Annotated in this window: 14 protein-coding genes; 10 read left to right on the top strand and 4 right to left on the bottom strand. The window is 68.9% G+C overall.

Going from position 1 to position 14,554, the window contains the following annotated elements:
* The first annotated feature begins 2 nt into the window (after positions 1–2).
* Positions 3–353 (top strand): hypothetical protein, encoded by a 351-nt coding sequence (locus tag ACFXJ5_RS07480; protein WP_384628144.1) that lies wholly within the window; start codon positions 3–5, stop codon positions 351–353.
* Positions 354–429: 76 nt separating this feature from the next.
* Here the strand turns inward: ACFXJ5_RS07480 and ACFXJ5_RS07475 are convergent, their stop codons facing one another.
* Genes ACFXJ5_RS07475 through ACFXJ5_RS07465 form a run of 3 tightly spaced genes read right to left on the bottom strand, consistent with a single transcriptional unit; the run spans position 430 to position 3,432 of the window.
* On the bottom strand, positions 430–912 hold the full coding sequence (locus tag ACFXJ5_RS07475; RefSeq protein WP_384628141.1) for an NUDIX domain-containing protein: 483 nt from the start codon (positions 910–912) through the stop codon (positions 430–432).
* Between the two features lie 29 nt (positions 913–941).
* Positions 942–2,048, bottom strand: a complete 1,107-nt coding sequence (locus tag ACFXJ5_RS07470) for a UDP-N-acetylmuramate dehydrogenase (protein WP_384628138.1) — start codon at positions 2,046–2,048, stop codon at positions 942–944.
* A 34-nt stretch (positions 2,049–2,082) separates the two neighbouring features.
* Complete coding sequence (locus ACFXJ5_RS07465; protein WP_384628137.1) at positions 2,083–3,432, bottom strand: hypothetical protein; 1,350 nt, start codon at positions 3,430–3,432, stop codon at positions 2,083–2,085.
* A 375-nt stretch (positions 3,433–3,807) separates the two neighbouring features.
* On the opposite strand from ACFXJ5_RS07465, the gene ACFXJ5_RS07460 reads away from it, so the two are divergent.
* The 9 genes from ACFXJ5_RS07460 to ACFXJ5_RS07420 all read left to right on the top strand — a co-directional run bounded on the left by ACFXJ5_RS07460 (position 3,808) and on the right by ACFXJ5_RS07420 (position 13,068).
* Entirely contained in the window at positions 3,808–4,296 is a 489-nt protein-coding gene (locus ACFXJ5_RS07460) for an ATP-binding protein (RefSeq protein ID WP_384628135.1), read from the top strand.
* A 260-nt stretch (positions 4,297–4,556) separates the two neighbouring features.
* Positions 4,557–5,615, top strand: a complete 1,059-nt coding sequence (locus ACFXJ5_RS07455; protein WP_384628133.1) for a glycosyltransferase family 4 protein — start codon at positions 4,557–4,559, stop codon at positions 5,613–5,615.
* Positions 5,612–6,610: a D-2-hydroxyacid dehydrogenase gene (locus tag ACFXJ5_RS07450; protein ID WP_384628130.1), complete on the top strand. Its 999-nt coding sequence runs from the start codon at positions 5,612–5,614 to the stop codon at positions 6,608–6,610. The genes ACFXJ5_RS07455 and ACFXJ5_RS07450 overlap by 4 nt, the downstream gene beginning before the upstream one ends.
* A gap of 4 nt (positions 6,611–6,614) precedes the next feature.
* Positions 6,615–7,733, top strand: coding sequence for a radical SAM protein (locus ACFXJ5_RS07445; protein ID WP_384628127.1), 1,119 nt, complete (start codon positions 6,615–6,617; stop codon positions 7,731–7,733).
* The gene (locus ACFXJ5_RS07440) at positions 7,733–8,857 is read left to right on the top strand and encodes a hypothetical protein (protein WP_384628125.1); all 1,125 of its coding nucleotides are present in this window, start codon (positions 7,733–7,735) and stop codon (positions 8,855–8,857) included. The genes ACFXJ5_RS07445 and ACFXJ5_RS07440 overlap by 1 nt, the downstream gene beginning before the upstream one ends.
* A 38-nt stretch (positions 8,858–8,895) precedes the next feature.
* Complete coding sequence (locus ACFXJ5_RS07435; protein ID WP_384628122.1) at positions 8,896–9,705, top strand: radical SAM protein; 810 nt, start codon at positions 8,896–8,898, stop codon at positions 9,703–9,705.
* 14 nt (positions 9,706–9,719) lie between these two features.
* Complete coding sequence (locus ACFXJ5_RS07430) at positions 9,720–11,450, top strand: carbamoyltransferase (protein ID WP_384628119.1); 1,731 nt, start codon at positions 9,720–9,722, stop codon at positions 11,448–11,450.
* A 5-nt stretch (positions 11,451–11,455) separates the two neighbouring features.
* Positions 11,456–12,082: an HD domain-containing protein gene (locus ACFXJ5_RS07425; protein ID WP_384628117.1), complete on the top strand. Its 627-nt coding sequence runs from the start codon at positions 11,456–11,458 to the stop codon at positions 12,080–12,082.
* Complete coding sequence (locus ACFXJ5_RS07420; protein ID WP_384628114.1) at positions 12,079–13,068, top strand: glycosyltransferase; 990 nt, start codon at positions 12,079–12,081, stop codon at positions 13,066–13,068. The genes ACFXJ5_RS07425 and ACFXJ5_RS07420 overlap by 4 nt, the downstream gene beginning before the upstream one ends.
* A gap of 4 nt (positions 13,069–13,072) precedes the next feature.
* Here ACFXJ5_RS07420 and gltX read toward each other — a convergent pair whose 3' ends face one another.
* Complete coding sequence (gene gltX / locus ACFXJ5_RS07415) at positions 13,073–14,440, bottom strand: glutamate--tRNA ligase (protein WP_384628355.1); 1,368 nt, start codon at positions 14,438–14,440, stop codon at positions 13,073–13,075.
* Positions 14,441–14,554: the final 114 nt, after the last annotated feature.

Here is a 14,554-nt window from a genome sequence, read left to right as displayed (position 1 = left end):
TTGTGGATTTCGGAGGCTTCAGCACCCCCGAGGAAATCGAGATCATCGAGAAGCTCGGGGTTGCCCCAGAGGAGTCCGAGGAAGGGCTCTTGCAAACAATTCATCTCGACACAGAAGGGGGTAGCCTGCTACTTTCCTACAGTCTCACCGGGCGTTCCGTTAGATTCCTCTGGAAGCTTGGAGCGAACCAATTGGTGGAGATCTTCCGCGAAGGAGCAACGCGCATTCGGCTAATATCCGAGTCGGAGCGCACGTATTTTTTGATTGATTTCGAAATGAGTGGATCTACCGCGCGCCTGGAAATCGGCATCTACCCCTTCGTGTCCATTAACGATAACCTCTTGCTGAGCTAAAGGTTACAAAGGAAGGCAGAGACGGATCGGGCGGCAAGGCTGATCCCCCGGTCGGCTGTGCACTCGGACCGTGGGATTAGGCCTCGAAGCCGAAGCATGCCCCGTTCTCAAGGTAAGTGGTTTCCGACCGCGCACGGGCGCCAATCGCCGCGTGGACTCGGCGGGCCAGCCGGGGGATGAGGAGCGCGTCGATCTGGTCGGGCCGGTAGTAGGCGTATTCGCTGATCTCTTTGCCGTCGACGGTGATTTGTTCGCGGATGTCGTCGGGAAGTTGCCCGCCGTCGAAGATGAAGAGGAGTTTGTCGCCCTCGGCGGGGTGGGGTGCCCAGTCCGCGACGAGGAGTTGGCCGATGGGCGGTGCGATGCCAAGCTCTTCGGTGACCTCACGTGCCGCCCCTTCGCGAGGCGTTTCGCCGGGGTGGAGGTAACCGCCGGGGATCTCCCAACCTGGCTTGTAGGTTGGCTTGGCGAGCAGCACTTCTCCGGCCTCGTCGAAGAAGAGCACCCCCGCTGCGACTCGGGGCTGGGCGATGGGCTCGGGGGTTCCGGTGCTGGTCACTCGGGACACGGTAGCGGTCTCGTTCACCATCACGATGTGCGTCCCGACGGCTCAAGCGGGCGGCTCGACGGGCTCCGCTCGGCCAGGCGGCGGTAGGTGGGTTCATCGCCGAACAGATCCGGCTCCGGAGTGAGTTGTACCTCGGTGGCCTTGTGCACCTTGTTCACAATGATCTCGGCGGCGGCGGCGAAGGCGGCAGCCGTCGCGCCATCGTCCGCGACCAGGGTGTACTGCTTGGTGGACAGCCGTACCCCCTCGGCGAGCCGCTCCCCCAGGGCGAGGCCGGTCTCTTTGATCAGCCAGCTGGCACTGACCCGGGTGGAGCCGTCGGGGAAGTCGTGCACGGGGGCGTCCTGCGCCCGCAGCCGTTCGGCGGTCTGCGGGGTAATGACCGGGCTGAGGAAGACGCTGCCTGCGTTGCGGTTGTCGCGGTCGCCCGGGGTGAGCACCATGCCCTTGCTCCGCCGGACTGCCAGCACGCCGGCCGCCGCCTCGGAGAGCGGAACACGGGTGCCGAGCGGGATGTCGAGGGCATCGGCGACCTGGCGGTAGGTGATCGTGCGGCTGAGTGCGGAGGGCCGCAGCCGGAAGGCCACCTTCAGCAGCAGCCAGCGATTCGAGTGCTTGAAGACGCTTGTGCGATGCCCCAGCCGACACTGCTCGGCGGTGAGCGAGACCATCCGATTCTGCTCCCAGTCCCATGCCTCGACCGAGACGAGGGTGTCGGCGACCTCCTGGCCGTAGGCGCCGACATTCTGTACCGGGGTGGCGCCCACCGTGCCAGGAATGCCGGTCAAGGTCTCCATCCCGGTGAGTCCTTCAGCGATGGTGGTGTCCACCAGGTCCTGAAGGGAATGGCCGGCCTCCACGGTCACGAGCACGGAGCCGTCGGCGGGCTGGGGCTCAAGCCGGATCCCGCTGGTGGCCATCTTGATGACGGGGACGAGGCAGCCGCTGTCGGCGGCGAGGACGTTGCTGCCGCTGCCCAGGACGAGTGGGTGGGCTCCCTGGGTGTGGGCGAAGGCGGTGACCTCGGGGAGATCGTCCAGGTCGGTCAGTTCGACGAGCGCCGCAGCAGGTCCACCGATACCCAGGGTGGTCAACGTGGCCAGAGGGACCTGTTCGCGGACGTGCATGAGCGCTCCTTCGTGCGAGCCTGGTGCGGAGGTTTCAGGCGGACAGGACCGTATCGATTCTGTCGCAGACCTCTCGGGCCACGGCAGCGTCGAGGGGTGTGAACTTCGTCCGCAGGTCCTTCAGGCGCTTCCGGGCCCTCGCGGAGCCGAAGGACGTGGTCAGATCCAGGGCGTCTTGGGTGGCTTCGGCGGCGCCGTCGACGTCGCGTCGCGCGAGTCGGGCCTCGGCCAGTGACGTGTTGTGCAGCAGGCGATTGCGCGGCTGCGTGGTGCCGAACAACCGCAGTCCTCTGAGCAGGCTCTGTTCTGCCCGATCGGGCTGTCCGAGTTCCAGCCAGGCGCGTCCCGCGTCAGCGGCGAGTACGGCGGGGGTAACCCAGTAGGCCCACGACGGCTCGCTCCCGGTGGTGATCGTCTCCCCCAGCTCGGCGACTTCGTCGAGGGTCTGCGCGCATTCGGCGATTTCGCCGAGCTGGGCGTGAGCACGAGCCTGCCGAGTGGCCAGCAGCGCGTGTACGGAAGCGGCGGGCGGACGTCCGGCCCCTCTACGGGCCAGCTTGATCAGCCGGAGAGCGTCATCGCGGTTGCCGTTCCAGGACGCCTGGTAGCTGAGGCAGGAGACGATGTTCGCGCCGAGCTGCTGGTCGCCGGCGGCGTGCGCGGCCCGGAGCCCGACCAGGAAGTAGCGCTGGCCGAGGGCGTCACGGCCCAGGTCGCAGGCCACCCAGCCGGCCAGCTGGGCCAGCTCGGCGAACACCTGGAACAGACGGGCCCCGGTCGGGGCGTCGTAGGAGGCGGTACGCGCCAGGTTCGCGGTCCACCGCAAGTCCTGGGCAATCCACTCCAGCACCAGCGGACCGCCCTGCGAGTCGTCCAGGCGCCGCAGCTGTGCCACCCGGTCGGCGAGGACGCCGACCGCGTCCGGGTTCAGTTGCTCGCCCTGAACGCTCCCTGTTGCCGAAGCCTCGGGGGCGGTCAGCCAGTCGACCGCCGGGCGGATCAGGTCAGGACCGGCGAGCGCCAGCAGCGTCACCGGCTGATTGAGAGCGGCCGAAGACGGGGCGAGCACGGCAGTGGACTGAAGAGTGCCTTCCTGGGTCCAGGGCAGATCCAGTCCGTCATCCGCGGCGAGGATCACGCACCGGGCGGAGAACTTCGCAGGCCAGAGCGCCTCCGCCGTGATCGGCTCGTTGAGGCGTCGGGTGAGGATCGTCGCCACTACCTGCGGCAGGCGGCCACGCGGGCAGGAACCGCGCAGCCAGCCGTATGGGGCCTTGACGCTGATCGCGCCCTTCCCGCATACCCGGTTGATCTCGCGAGCCAGACGCTCCGGCGACCAGTCCAACTGGCTCAGGCACTCGCCGAGCAACGACATCTCGCCCATCGCAGTACCTCCGTTCGCCTTCCTCGGCCTCCGTCTGACTACCCACCCTCACATGAACTCCCCACCAAGGGACGGCAGTCCACCGGAAGCTGACCATTCTGACCAACCCACGAACCTTGCTGACCTCTGCCACCCCTTCCAGCAGGCCGTTACTGCCGGTGAAGTTGATGTCACGCGATGCACGAGGTCGCGGCCATGACATCCACCGACCGAGCAGAAAGGCAGGTGGCCATGAGCCTGATCCTTCGAGCCAACACCACCCGGCACGGCGGGCCGTGGATGTACCCGTCGGTGCTGGCGCCCGCTCTGCCGGTCGTCGTACGACGCCAGTGTCCCCACGCCCCGGCATGTGGCGGAGGGGCTGAGGAGGCCGGAATGCCGACCACGATTCCCGCTCCCCGTATGTGCCCTGACCTCGCGCCCACGGCCCAGTTGGCCATGGGCGCCGCGCCTGAGCCCCGAGAGGTCCGGCGAGTACGCCAGGAGATGGAGAAGGCCCTGGTGACGTGGGAGGTCGTGCACGTCATTGACGACGTACTCCTGGTGGTCAGTGAACTCGTCACCAACGCCGTCCGGCACGCCCCGCGCCCCGAAATCGGCTTCACCGCTACCCGCTGCGAAGGCCTTCTCCTCATCGAGGTCCAGGACGGCTCCGCCAACCCGCCGATCCTGCGCCACGGGTCGGCAGGCAGCACCGAGAGCGGGCGCGGCCTCGGCCTGGTCCACTCCCTGGCCCGCGACTGGGGCTGGATGCCGCACGGGGACGGCACGAAGAGCACCTGGGCCCTGATCGCCGTACCGGCGGCAGACGGCCCGCGCACAGGCTCGAACCACGGGACCTTCGACGGAGGGGACAAAGCATGACCGTAGAGACCGTGCCGCCAGCGGCCAACACGGGCACGATCGATCAGCCTTCTGCGTCTCGCGCGTCCGCGTCACCGTGCGTCGTCGTCGCTCTGCATGACGGCTTCTACGGCGCCAGTTCTGGCACCGGCTTCAGCAACAGGGCTTTTCTGACCGCCCTGAGTCGGTTGCTGCCGCAAGGCCGACTCGTGGTCGTTCCGGCGCACGTACCTGAAGACCACCCGCACCGGGATCGTCAGTGGACCGCTCAGGTGCGGGCCATGCTCGACGCCTGCGGGGCCAGGGTCGTGCCCACCTCCAATGGTCACGCTCTGACCGAATCCGTACGCGGCTGCGAAACCCTCTGCCAGCTGGTCGCCGAGGAGGCCGCAGGGGTGGCAGCCCAGTCAGGCCGCTGCCTGCTGATCGGCCTCGACGTGCCCTTCCTCGGCCTGGCTCCACATACGCCCGATGACATGGACCTTCTCCTGGTCCCACGTTCCACCGCCATGGTGGCCCATCCTGAGGACCGGGCCCGCATCCGCTGGGAGTGGGCAGGGCTGAGGTCGGTCGCCGCCAAGGGCGGCAGGATCGCGGCGATCTCCCAGCACATGCGGTGGCATCTGCGCCAGGACTACGGCATTCCCGCACGAACGCTCCTCGACCTGACCAACGGGTTGTTGCTGGAGGAGGAGACCGCCCAGCCATCGGCGGAACTGCCACTTCCCGCATGCGCCCGTGCCGGATTCCTCCTGGCCATGGGCCGGGCCGTGCCCGAGAAGGGCTTCGAAGACCTCCTCATCGCCCTTGCCCTGTTACGCAGCCAGCGCATCCGGCTCCCACACCTGGTGCTGGCCGCCACCAGCACCACCCCGCAGGCAGACGCCTACCAGGCCCTTCTGGCCCAGATCATCCGCGAACACCAAGTGGACGCCACGCTGATCACCCGCTTCACCCCGACCGTACGGGGCTGGCTGCACAGCCCAGCGCTACGGGCCGTGATCGTGCCCTCCCGCGAGGAGCCCTTCGGACGGATCCCGCTGGAGGCCTTCGCCGCGAAGGCCGGCCCCGTGGTCGCCACCCGCACCGGTGGGCTGACCCAGACCGTGCTGGACGGAGTGACCGGCTACGCCGCCACGCCCAACGATCCCGACTCGCTGGCGAAAGCCATCCACCGAGCCCTGACGGTGACGCCGCGCGAGCGCGAACAGCTCGTGAGCGCCGGGAGCGCACTACTGAAAACCCGGCACGACTATCTGGCCACCATCCGCACCGCAGTCACCAAGATCGCGCCGTGGGCACTGGCCCCGTCAGCAACCGCATGGGGTGAGTCGCGATGAGCCGTCCCGTGGTTCTGGTGTGCCTGGAATCGCCGCATCCCTTCTGGCGCCTCTCCAAGGAGCACGAGCGCACCCTGCGCACCGCGTTCCCGGCGGTGGACTTCCGTTTCGCGACCACCGACACCGTCGCCGAGCAGCTGCCCGACGCCCAGGTGTACTTCGGTTGGCGATTCGGAATCGACTGGTTCTCCGCCGCCCCGCACCTGGAGTGGATCGCCTCCCCGGCCGCCGGCACCGACCACCTGCCGATCGCCGAAGCCGAGGCCGCCGGTGTCGCTGTCACCCGCTCCTACGGCTTCCACGGCCGCCCCATGGCCGAGCACGCCCTGGGCCTGATCCTGGGCTTCTCCCGTGGCCTGTTCACCAGCAACCGCCTCCAGCAGACCCACCAATGGTGGAAGGACGACCTCGCCGAGGAGTTCTTCGACCTGGCCGACGCCACCATGACCATCGTCGGCTGCGGCAGCATCGGCGCCGATCTCGCGCACGCCGCCCGCGCGTTCGGCATGGAGGTCATCGGTGTACGCCGCAACCCACCCGCCACCGACCGCTACGGCATCACGTGGATGCGTACGGACGACATCCGCTCCGCGGTCGCCAACGCCGACGTAGTCGTCGACCTGCTGCCCGCCGCCAGCGACACCCACCACTTCTTCAGCGGCGACACCTTCGCCGCCTTCAAGCCCAGGGCACTCTTCGTCAACCTCGGCCGCGCCTCCACGGTCGACCACGCCGCGCTACTGGCCGCCTTGGACACCGGACGCCTGCGCGGCGCCGCTCTCGACGTCACCGACCCCCGCCCCCTGCCCATGAGCGATCCGCTGCGCCGACACCCGCGCGTCGTCCTCACCCCCAAGAGCGCGACCTTCTCCCGCACCTACATGGACGAGGCCGTGGCGTTCTTCGCCGACAACCTGCACCGCCACCTGGCCGGATGGCCCCTGAACGGCCTGGCCACCGCGCCCACCACCCGCACCTCGACCGCAGGAGGCTGACCCGATGCTCACCGCCGACCACCGCGACCTGCTCGCGACCTTCGCCGCCACCGGCCGCAACCACCCCTACCTCGCCCTCACCCTCAACTCCCTGTGCAACCTGGACTGCGTCTTCTGCAAACCGCGCTGCATGCCCGACTACGGCCACAAGGACCGGCCGCTCACCGCCGCCGACTACGCAGCCATCGCGGCCGAGGCCGGAGCCTGGCGGGTGAAGAAGGCCCACTGCTCCGGCGGCGAACCGACCCTGCGCGCCGACATCCTCGACGTGATCGCCGCCCTCGCCGACGGCCTCGGCCCCGACGCTTCCATCGGCATGACCAGCCACGGCAACCTCCGCAACGGCCTGAGCGTCGAGCAGTTCCAACGCGCCGGGCTGACCTACCTCAACGTCAGCCTGCACAGCCTCGACCCGACCCGCTCGGCCACGATCATGGGCGGCGGCGATCCCCGCACCACCCGCACGACCATCGACGAGGCCCTGGCCCGCGGGCTGAAGGTCAAGGTCAACTGCGTCCTGCAACGCAGCTACCTGGACGACGCCCTGCAGGTCGCCGAACTCGCCAGGAACCTGCCGATCGCCGTCCGCCTCATCGAGCTGCAGAACATCGGCCCGGCCCAGGCCCTGTTCGACACCGAGTTCATCCCCGAGGCGGAAGTCCGCACCCGTCTGGAGGACTGGTTCGCCGACGCCGGTGAGATCGCCCGGGGCGATCTCGGCGTACGCAGTCCCGGCCGCTACCTTCAGCCCGTCGGCTGGGCCGGATCGATCGGCTTCATCTCCAACTCCAGCTGCGCGACCTGCTCGGACGCCAACCGCATCAAGATCACCCCCACAGGAGTGGCACGGCCCTGCATCCTCCACAACCGCGACATCCCCCTCAAACCCCACCTCACCGATGGCACGCTCACCGACGCCTTCGCCCATCTGTTCCGCGCCATGCTGGAGCGCAACAGCAACGATGCCTGGCAGGGCTTCCACTACGTCGACTACGACCTGCGCTGGGACCGCATGGAGCGCCCCGAAGGCGCCCCCGTCCTCCCGCTGCTGCCCCTGGTCAGTACCGGCACAGCCGCCTCGTCGTGCTCAGTGCGCCGCCCGCTGGCCGGGGAGGACCAGTGATGGCCGCCCCGATCGAGACGATGCCGCTGTACGACGAGCTCGGCGCCCTGTACGTCCACGAGCTGGCCCGTCACGGGCTCCAGGTGGCGATGCTCACGCACAAGTGGCAGCGCAACGACCTGCTCGCTCCGCACTCCGACCTGGATGTACGCGTCCTGCTCGACCAGCCACCGGCCGATTGGCGTGAGTGGAACCACCACCTGGCCGCCGCCCACGCCAGCGCCGTCACCCACGAGGTTGCCAACCGGCGCCTGCTGGAGCACCCACCCGGATTCGCCTTCACCGTCTCCGAGGCCCACCGCAGTCGCGTTTCCCCACCCGAGCTGGTCACCTGGAGCCTGATCCACGGCCACGCCCCGACTCTCCAGCGCTGGAAGTCCCACGCCCAGTCAGCCCCGTGGAGCCGCCTGGACGAACGCTTCTACCGCGGCATCCTCGGCTCCCGGCTCGGCGGCCGTTACCAGCTGGCCGCCGACAGCACCGACAACGTCACCCAGGACATCCCCGGCTACCGCAGGCACTGTGTCGCCTGGCACTACGTCGCCCCCTGCTGGTTCGCCGCCGCAGCCCTGGCGACTCGCAACCGCTTGCCCGGCAAGTCCGCCGCCCTCACCCAATGGCGCCCAGCCGGATTGGAGCGGCACACCGAAACGTTCCTCCGCCACACGCTGGCCGCCGAACCCGACATGGCGAGCCGAACACCTGCCATACGAGACCTGCTCCGATCCGCCCATGTCGCACTCGATGCCGCCATGCGTCATGTCCCCGCCCAAACCAAGGGCAGCAACTTCAATGAGACCGACGGCGCGCAGCCGACGGCCTGGACGATGACCGCCGGCATGCTCCGCGTCCGTGTCGCCCGCTGGCTGTACTACCTCAGCCCACCACTCGGCGTCGCCACCGGCTACCTCATCACCCGTGAGGCCAAGGAACTCCGCGCCGCCGCCGAAGTCCTGCGCACCCTGGCCGCAGATGAGCGCACCCCCGAACAGCAGCTCGCCGCCCGCATGGCCGACCTGCTCCCCACCGGCCCCACCACCCCCGCCGTCCTGCGTGACGCCCTCGCCGCCTGGGACCGGCACCACGCACTTGTGGAGGACTTCCTCACTCTCCACACCACATGACGAACGCACTACCCCTCACCATCCAAGGAGGCAGCGCCATGCCCGCCGGAGCCGTCCGTCCACGGGTCCTGAAGACCGCCAAGATCAAAATCACGACCAAGTGCAACCGCTCCTGCGACTTCTGCATCTTCGCCGACGGCGCCCAGGGCGAGAACATGCCGCCCACGACGTTCTCCACCGTCCTGGACCGCCTGGAGACCATCCCCTTCCAGCAGCTCCACATCAACGGCGGCGAACCCACCGTCCACCGCGACTTCCCCACCCTCAGCCACCTCGCCCGCACCCGCCTGCCGGACAAGGTCATGGTGCTCGGCACCAACGCCATCACCCTGGCCCGCAACCAGCGCCTGATGGACACCACCCTGGCCTCCTACGACCAGATCCTCATCGGCTGCGACGACGAACACGGCAACTACGAGGAGGTCCACGCCACCGTCCCAGTCCTCCGCGCGGCCGGCAAAACGGTCGTGGTCAACAGCGTCCTGGAAGGCATCAGCCCCCACCGCCTCACCCAGCTCGCAGAACTCTGCTCCGCATACGGAGCGATCCACGTCACCAACCACGTCCACCACATCGACGTCGGCCAGCCCCACAACGAGCTGCGCGGCCTGTGCGCCCGCTACCTCGACCAGCACCTGATGATCGAACTCGACGGCTCCTGCTACCGCTGCTTCAACGCGATGGCCAAGGACGACAGCGAATTGAGCATCTGGGACGACGACTTCACGGCCAAAGTCTTCGCCCCACGCCGCCACCACTACCGCTTCTGCGGCAAGTGCCACGAGTACACCGACTCCGGCTCGCCCGTCCTCCCCCTCCAGCTGCCCGAGCCCATCACCGCTGCCTGACCGGAGGTACCAACATGCCCGCAGTCCTCGGCCTGAACTTCCACCACGACACATCCGCCGCCCTGATCGTCGACGGCCGCCTCTACGCCGCCGAAGAGGAACGCTGGAGCGGAATCAAGCACCACCGGCAGCAGCACACGCACAAAGCCACGCTCACCGCTCCCACCCATGCCCTGGCCTGGTGCCTGGAGGCCGCCGGAATCAGCCCCGAAGACATCGACGCCGTATGGACCCCGTCCATGCGCCCCACCCCGGCCGCCGGATGGTGGCTCGCCGAGGAACGCGAGGAACTCGCCGCGCTCCTGCCCACCCCGCTCGGCGAGCGACTGCGACTGATCTCCCACCACACCGCCCACGTCATGGCCGGCTACCTGCTCTCCGGCCACGACCACGCCGCCGGACTTGTCATCGACGCCGGCGGCTCGTCCCTCGGCGCCGACTTCGGCCCCGGCCGCGAACGCATCACCGGCTACGACCTGCACCCCGACCGCGTCGACCGCATCCACCAGGCCATGCCGACCGTCATCCCCGGCCCCGCAGGCCCCCGCCGCGACCACCCCTCGCTCGGCCACTTCTACCGCAACCTCGCGCAGCGGATCATCCCGCCCGGCGACGAGCCCGAAGGCAGCATGATGGCCCTGGCCGCGTACGGCGACCCCAGCCGCCACCGCGAGAACGTCCGTGCCCTGATCCACCTCGGCGACAACGGCGAAGTCCGCATCCCCCATCCGCTGGGCTCGGCCGACACCGAGACCCCGCTGGTCATCGGGAAGCGCGCCTGGACCGCCGACACCGCCGCCGACGCAACCCTGGAGGAACGAGCCGACCTTGCCGCCGCCGTACAGGAAGTCTTCGCCGAAACCGTCACCCATATAGCCCGCCACCTCCAGCGGCTCACCACCGCGAACACCCTCGTCTTCTCCGGCGGATGCGCCCTGAACTCCCACCTCAACGGCCACCTCGCCGCCGACTCCGGCTTCGACAACCTCTTCGTCGCCCCCGCGCCGCACGACGCCGGCACCGCCCTCGGCGCCGCGCTGTACGCCTGGCACTACCAGCTCGGCCAACCCCGGCTCCCGATCCCCACCGACGCCGCCTGGGGCCCCGAACCAGGCCCCCTGCCCGACACAGGCCTGCCCGCCGGATACCGAGCCATCCCCAACCTGGGCGAACGCCTCGTGCCCACCGTTGCCGCCCTGCTCGCCGACCACCGCATCGTCGGCTGGGTCCAGGGACCGCTCGAATTCGGGCCACGCGCACTCGGCCACCGCTCGATCCTCGCCCACCCCGGCCGCGCCGAGACCCGCGACCGCCTCAACGCCCTCAAACAGCGAGCCTCCTACCGCCCCTTCGCCCCCGCCGTCCTCACCGAGCACGCGCCCGACTGGTTCATGACCACCGGCGACCCGTTCATGAACCGCGTCTCCCACGCCCGCCACTGCCGCGCCGACCGCATCGCCGCAGTCACCCACCACGACGGCACCGCCCGCCTGCAGACCGTCTCCGCCGACCACACCGGCCTCCGGCCGCTCCTGGAGGAGTTCCACCGCCGCACCGACCTGCCGCTCCTGCTCAACACCTCCTTCAACCGCAAGGGCACCCCCATCCTCCAAACCGCCGGGCAGGCCCTCCACGCCACCGCCGACCTCGGCCTGGACGCGCTCGCCGTCGGGGAAACGCTCCTGCTCGCCGACCACATCCCGTTCCCCCACATCAGCCCGCTCACCACCGCAAGCGAGAGGTGAACCCGATGCCCCCAACCCCCGAAATCGACGCCATCCTCCGCACCCTGCACGTGACCACCTGGAACCCGGCCGCCCAAGCCCAAGGCCAGCAAGCCGCCGCGCTGGCCCTCACCATCTACGCGGGCCACACACGTGACCAGGGCACCCCCTACCTCCAGCACCCTCTTGCGGTCGTCGGCATCCTGCGCGACGAACTCGCCGTGACCACCCCCAACACGCTCCTCCTCGGCCTGCTGCACGACGCCCTGGAGATCTCCCCGGGCTCCGCCCCGACCGTGGCGTCACGCTTCGGCGAAGACTTCGCGGAGCAGTTGCGAGCGATGACCCCTGACCATCGCTTGGACGAGCGGCCCAAGCAGTCCGGCGACGAGGCGACCTGGCGAGAAAAGACCACCCGCCTCTCGCCGGAAGGGCTGCTCGTCCGGCTCGCCGACCGCATCCACAACCTCCGCGACCTGCGGAACTCCCCGAACACCGCCCGCCGCGAGCGATTCGTCACCGCTCTGGCCGAGTTCTACCTGCCTCTCGCGGAACGAGCCCGCCCCATAAACACGCACCTGGAAGCGGCATGCACGGTACTCATGGCCGAGTTCGAGCGCTACCAACGCGACACCCAGGAGGCTCGCATATGAAACCGGTCGTGCACTCCCTGGAGCCGACAGGCCGCACCGGCGGCCGTGCGTACCTTCGGATGCTCCACGATGTCACCGCCGACCGATACGAATGGCGCACCGTCCCGGACTACAAGCGCGCCTACCGCACCCGCCGCTGGCGCAAGCTCCGCCACCTGGCCCGCCTCGCCCCCACCATCCGCGCCTTGCGGCACGCACCCGGCACCTTCGTCTGGGACGACCTGAGCCTTCTGCTCTTCACCCCCAGCATGCGGGCCCGCACGGTCTTCGTCCTCCACCACTACGAACCGCTCCAGCACGACTCCGCTCCCATCGAAGCCGCACTGTGGCAACGCCTGTTCGCCGTCCTGCCGCAGTGCGCTGCCGTCGTCTGCGTCGCCCCGTACTGGGCTCACTTCTTACGCGCCCGAGGCGTCCCTGACGTCCAGGTCATCTACAACGCCTTCGACCTCACCGAGATCGACCACGCCCGCGGCCTCAACCGCCAGGTCTGCCGCGACGAGTTCGGCCTGACCCCCGACACCATCGCCGTCTACGCCGGCAAGGCCGTCCACTGGAAAGGCGCCGAGACCGTGGCCGCCGCCCTACGCGACGACCCCCGGCTCCGCGTCATCACCACCGGCAGCAACACCATCAGCTTCACCGGCACCCACCACGATCTGCCCCGCGACCGCTACTTCCGGCTCCTGCGCGCCTGCGACGTCGGCGTCTTCACCCCACAAATGCAGGAGGGCTGGAGCCGCTGCGCGGCCGAAGCCATGATGACCGGCCTTCCCAGCCTGATCCGCCCCATCGCCGGCCTCGGCGACCTCGCCCACATTACCGCCCAGCCCGCCCTCGACCTCGCCCGCCTCCGCGAGCAGATCTACGAGCGGGCCGCCACGCCGGATGCCGACACCAAGGCCGTGTACGAAACCCTCGCCCGCTTCGACCCCGGCTACTTCGCCGACGCCTGGAGCCAGCTCCTGGACAAGGTCGCGACCTGACCCTTTACTGCCCGGCCAACCGCTCCTGCGCGGCACCCAGCCGTGCCAGCACCCGCTCCCGCCCCAGCAGCTCCAGCGACTCGAACAGCGGCAGACCAACCGTCCGGCCCGTCACCGCGACACGGACTGGAGCCTGGGCCTTGCCCAGCTTCAGTCCGTGCTTCTCGCCCACCGCCACCAGCACGGCCTTCAGCGCTTCCGCTTCCCACGGCGCGGCAGCAAGCTCGGCACGGGCGTCCTGCAGCAGCTCGGCGGCGCCTGTCTTCATCGCCTTGTTCCACGACGCCTCGTCGAACACCGGCTCGTCCAGGAACAAGAAGTCGACGTAGGCGGTGATCTCCGAGAGCACCGTCAGCCGCGTCTGCGCCAGCGGCGCCACCTCAACAAAGACCGCCTGGTCATACGCCTCCGCCTTCCACGGCGCGTACGGAGCCGTCAGCCACGGCGCACACGCCTTCACGAACGCCTCCAGCGTCAGCGCCCGAATGTATTCGCCGTTGAACGCGGTCAGCTTCTTCACGTCGAAAAACGCCGGCGACGTGTTGACGTCCTCGATCCGGAACAGCCGCTCCAGCTCCTCGTACGGCCGGATCTCCACGTCATCGCCCGGACCCCAGCCCAGCAGCATCAGATAGTTCACCATCGCCTCGGGCAGAAAGCCCTCGGCGAGATAGTCCTCCAGCGCCACCTTGTCCCGGCGCTTGGACAGCTTCTGTCGCTTCTCATTCACGATCACCGGCAGATGCGCCCAGACCGGCGGCTCCGCGCCCAGCGCCTCCCACAGCAGCTGCTGCTTCGGCGTATTCGACAGGTGCTCCTCACCCCGGATCACCTGCGTGATCCCCTCGTCCAGGTCATCGACCACGTTCGCGATCAGGAACACCGGAGAGCCGTCCCCGCGCGCAATCACGAAGTCCTCGATCGCACTGTTCGGGAACGCCGGCTCCCCGCGGATCAGGTCCACCACCACGGTCTCGCCCTCATCCGGCGTTCGGAACCGCAGCGCCCGCCCCGGCTCGTACGCCAGCCCACGCTCGCGGCAGAACCCGTCGTACCCAAGGTGCTCAGACCCGGTGCGCTCCTTCAGCTGCTCGCGCGTGCAGTCGCAGTAGTACGCCTTGCCGGCCACGAGCAACTTCTGCGCCGCCTCGCGGTGCCGGTCAGCGTTCTGCGACTGGAAGTACGGCCCCTCGAAGGCGGGCTCCGATTCGTTGATCCCGATCGCCGCCAGCGCGCTGATGATCCCGTCAATCCACTCCGGCTGATTCCGCGCCGCATCCGTGTCCTCGATCCGCAGCACGAACGCCCCGCCGGACTGTCGCGCCACCGCCCAGTTGTAGAGAGCGGACCGAGCGCCACCAACATGGAACATGCCGGTCGGAGACGGGGCGAAACGAACGCGAACCGGGGCATCAGACATGTGCACAAGGGTACCGACGTGAGCACACGCTTTTGCCAATCAGCCGCTCTCAGCCTTGGCGCGGCG

Origin of the sequence: Streptomyces sp. NPDC059373 (assembly GCF_042751495.1) — a bacterium.
GTDB lineage: Bacteria > Actinomycetota > Actinomycetes > Streptomycetales > Streptomycetaceae > Actinacidiphila.
This window is presented reverse-complemented; position numbering and strand designations above follow the sequence as displayed.

What these genes read in the sequence shown, in the direction of transcription:
- ACFXJ5_RS07470 (WP_384628138.1), bottom strand. Translation starts at nt 2,048, where the DNA reads ATGCACGTCCGCGAACAGGTCCCTCTGGCCACGTTGACCACCCTGGGT.
- ACFXJ5_RS07465 (WP_384628137.1), bottom strand. Translation starts at nt 3,432, where the DNA reads ATGGGCGAGATGTCGTTGCTCGGCGAGTGCCTGAGCCAGTTGGACTGG.
- ACFXJ5_RS07460 (WP_384628135.1), top strand. Translation starts at nt 3,808, where the DNA reads ATGCCGACCACGATTCCCGCTCCCCGTATGTGCCCTGACCTCGCGCCC.
- ACFXJ5_RS07455 (WP_384628133.1), top strand. Translation starts at nt 4,557, where the DNA reads ATGCTCGACGCCTGCGGGGCCAGGGTCGTGCCCACCTCCAATGGTCAC.
- ACFXJ5_RS07450 (WP_384628130.1), top strand. Translation starts at nt 5,612, where the DNA reads ATGAGCCGTCCCGTGGTTCTGGTGTGCCTGGAATCGCCGCATCCCTTC.
- ACFXJ5_RS07445 (WP_384628127.1), top strand. Translation starts at nt 6,615, where the DNA reads ATGCTCACCGCCGACCACCGCGACCTGCTCGCGACCTTCGCCGCCACC.
- ACFXJ5_RS07440 (WP_384628125.1), top strand. Translation starts at nt 7,733, where the DNA reads ATGGCCGCCCCGATCGAGACGATGCCGCTGTACGACGAGCTCGGCGCC.
- ACFXJ5_RS07435 (WP_384628122.1), top strand. Translation starts at nt 8,896, where the DNA reads ATGCCCGCCGGAGCCGTCCGTCCACGGGTCCTGAAGACCGCCAAGATC.
- ACFXJ5_RS07430 (WP_384628119.1), top strand. Translation starts at nt 9,720, where the DNA reads ATGCCCGCAGTCCTCGGCCTGAACTTCCACCACGACACATCCGCCGCC.
- ACFXJ5_RS07425 (WP_384628117.1), top strand. Translation starts at nt 11,456, where the DNA reads ATGCCCCCAACCCCCGAAATCGACGCCATCCTCCGCACCCTGCACGTG.
- ACFXJ5_RS07420 (WP_384628114.1), top strand. Translation starts at nt 12,079, where the DNA reads ATGAAACCGGTCGTGCACTCCCTGGAGCCGACAGGCCGCACCGGCGGC.
- gltX (WP_384628355.1), bottom strand. Translation starts at nt 14,440, where the DNA reads ATGTTCCATGTTGGTGGCGCTCGGTCCGCTCTCTACAACTGGGCGGTG.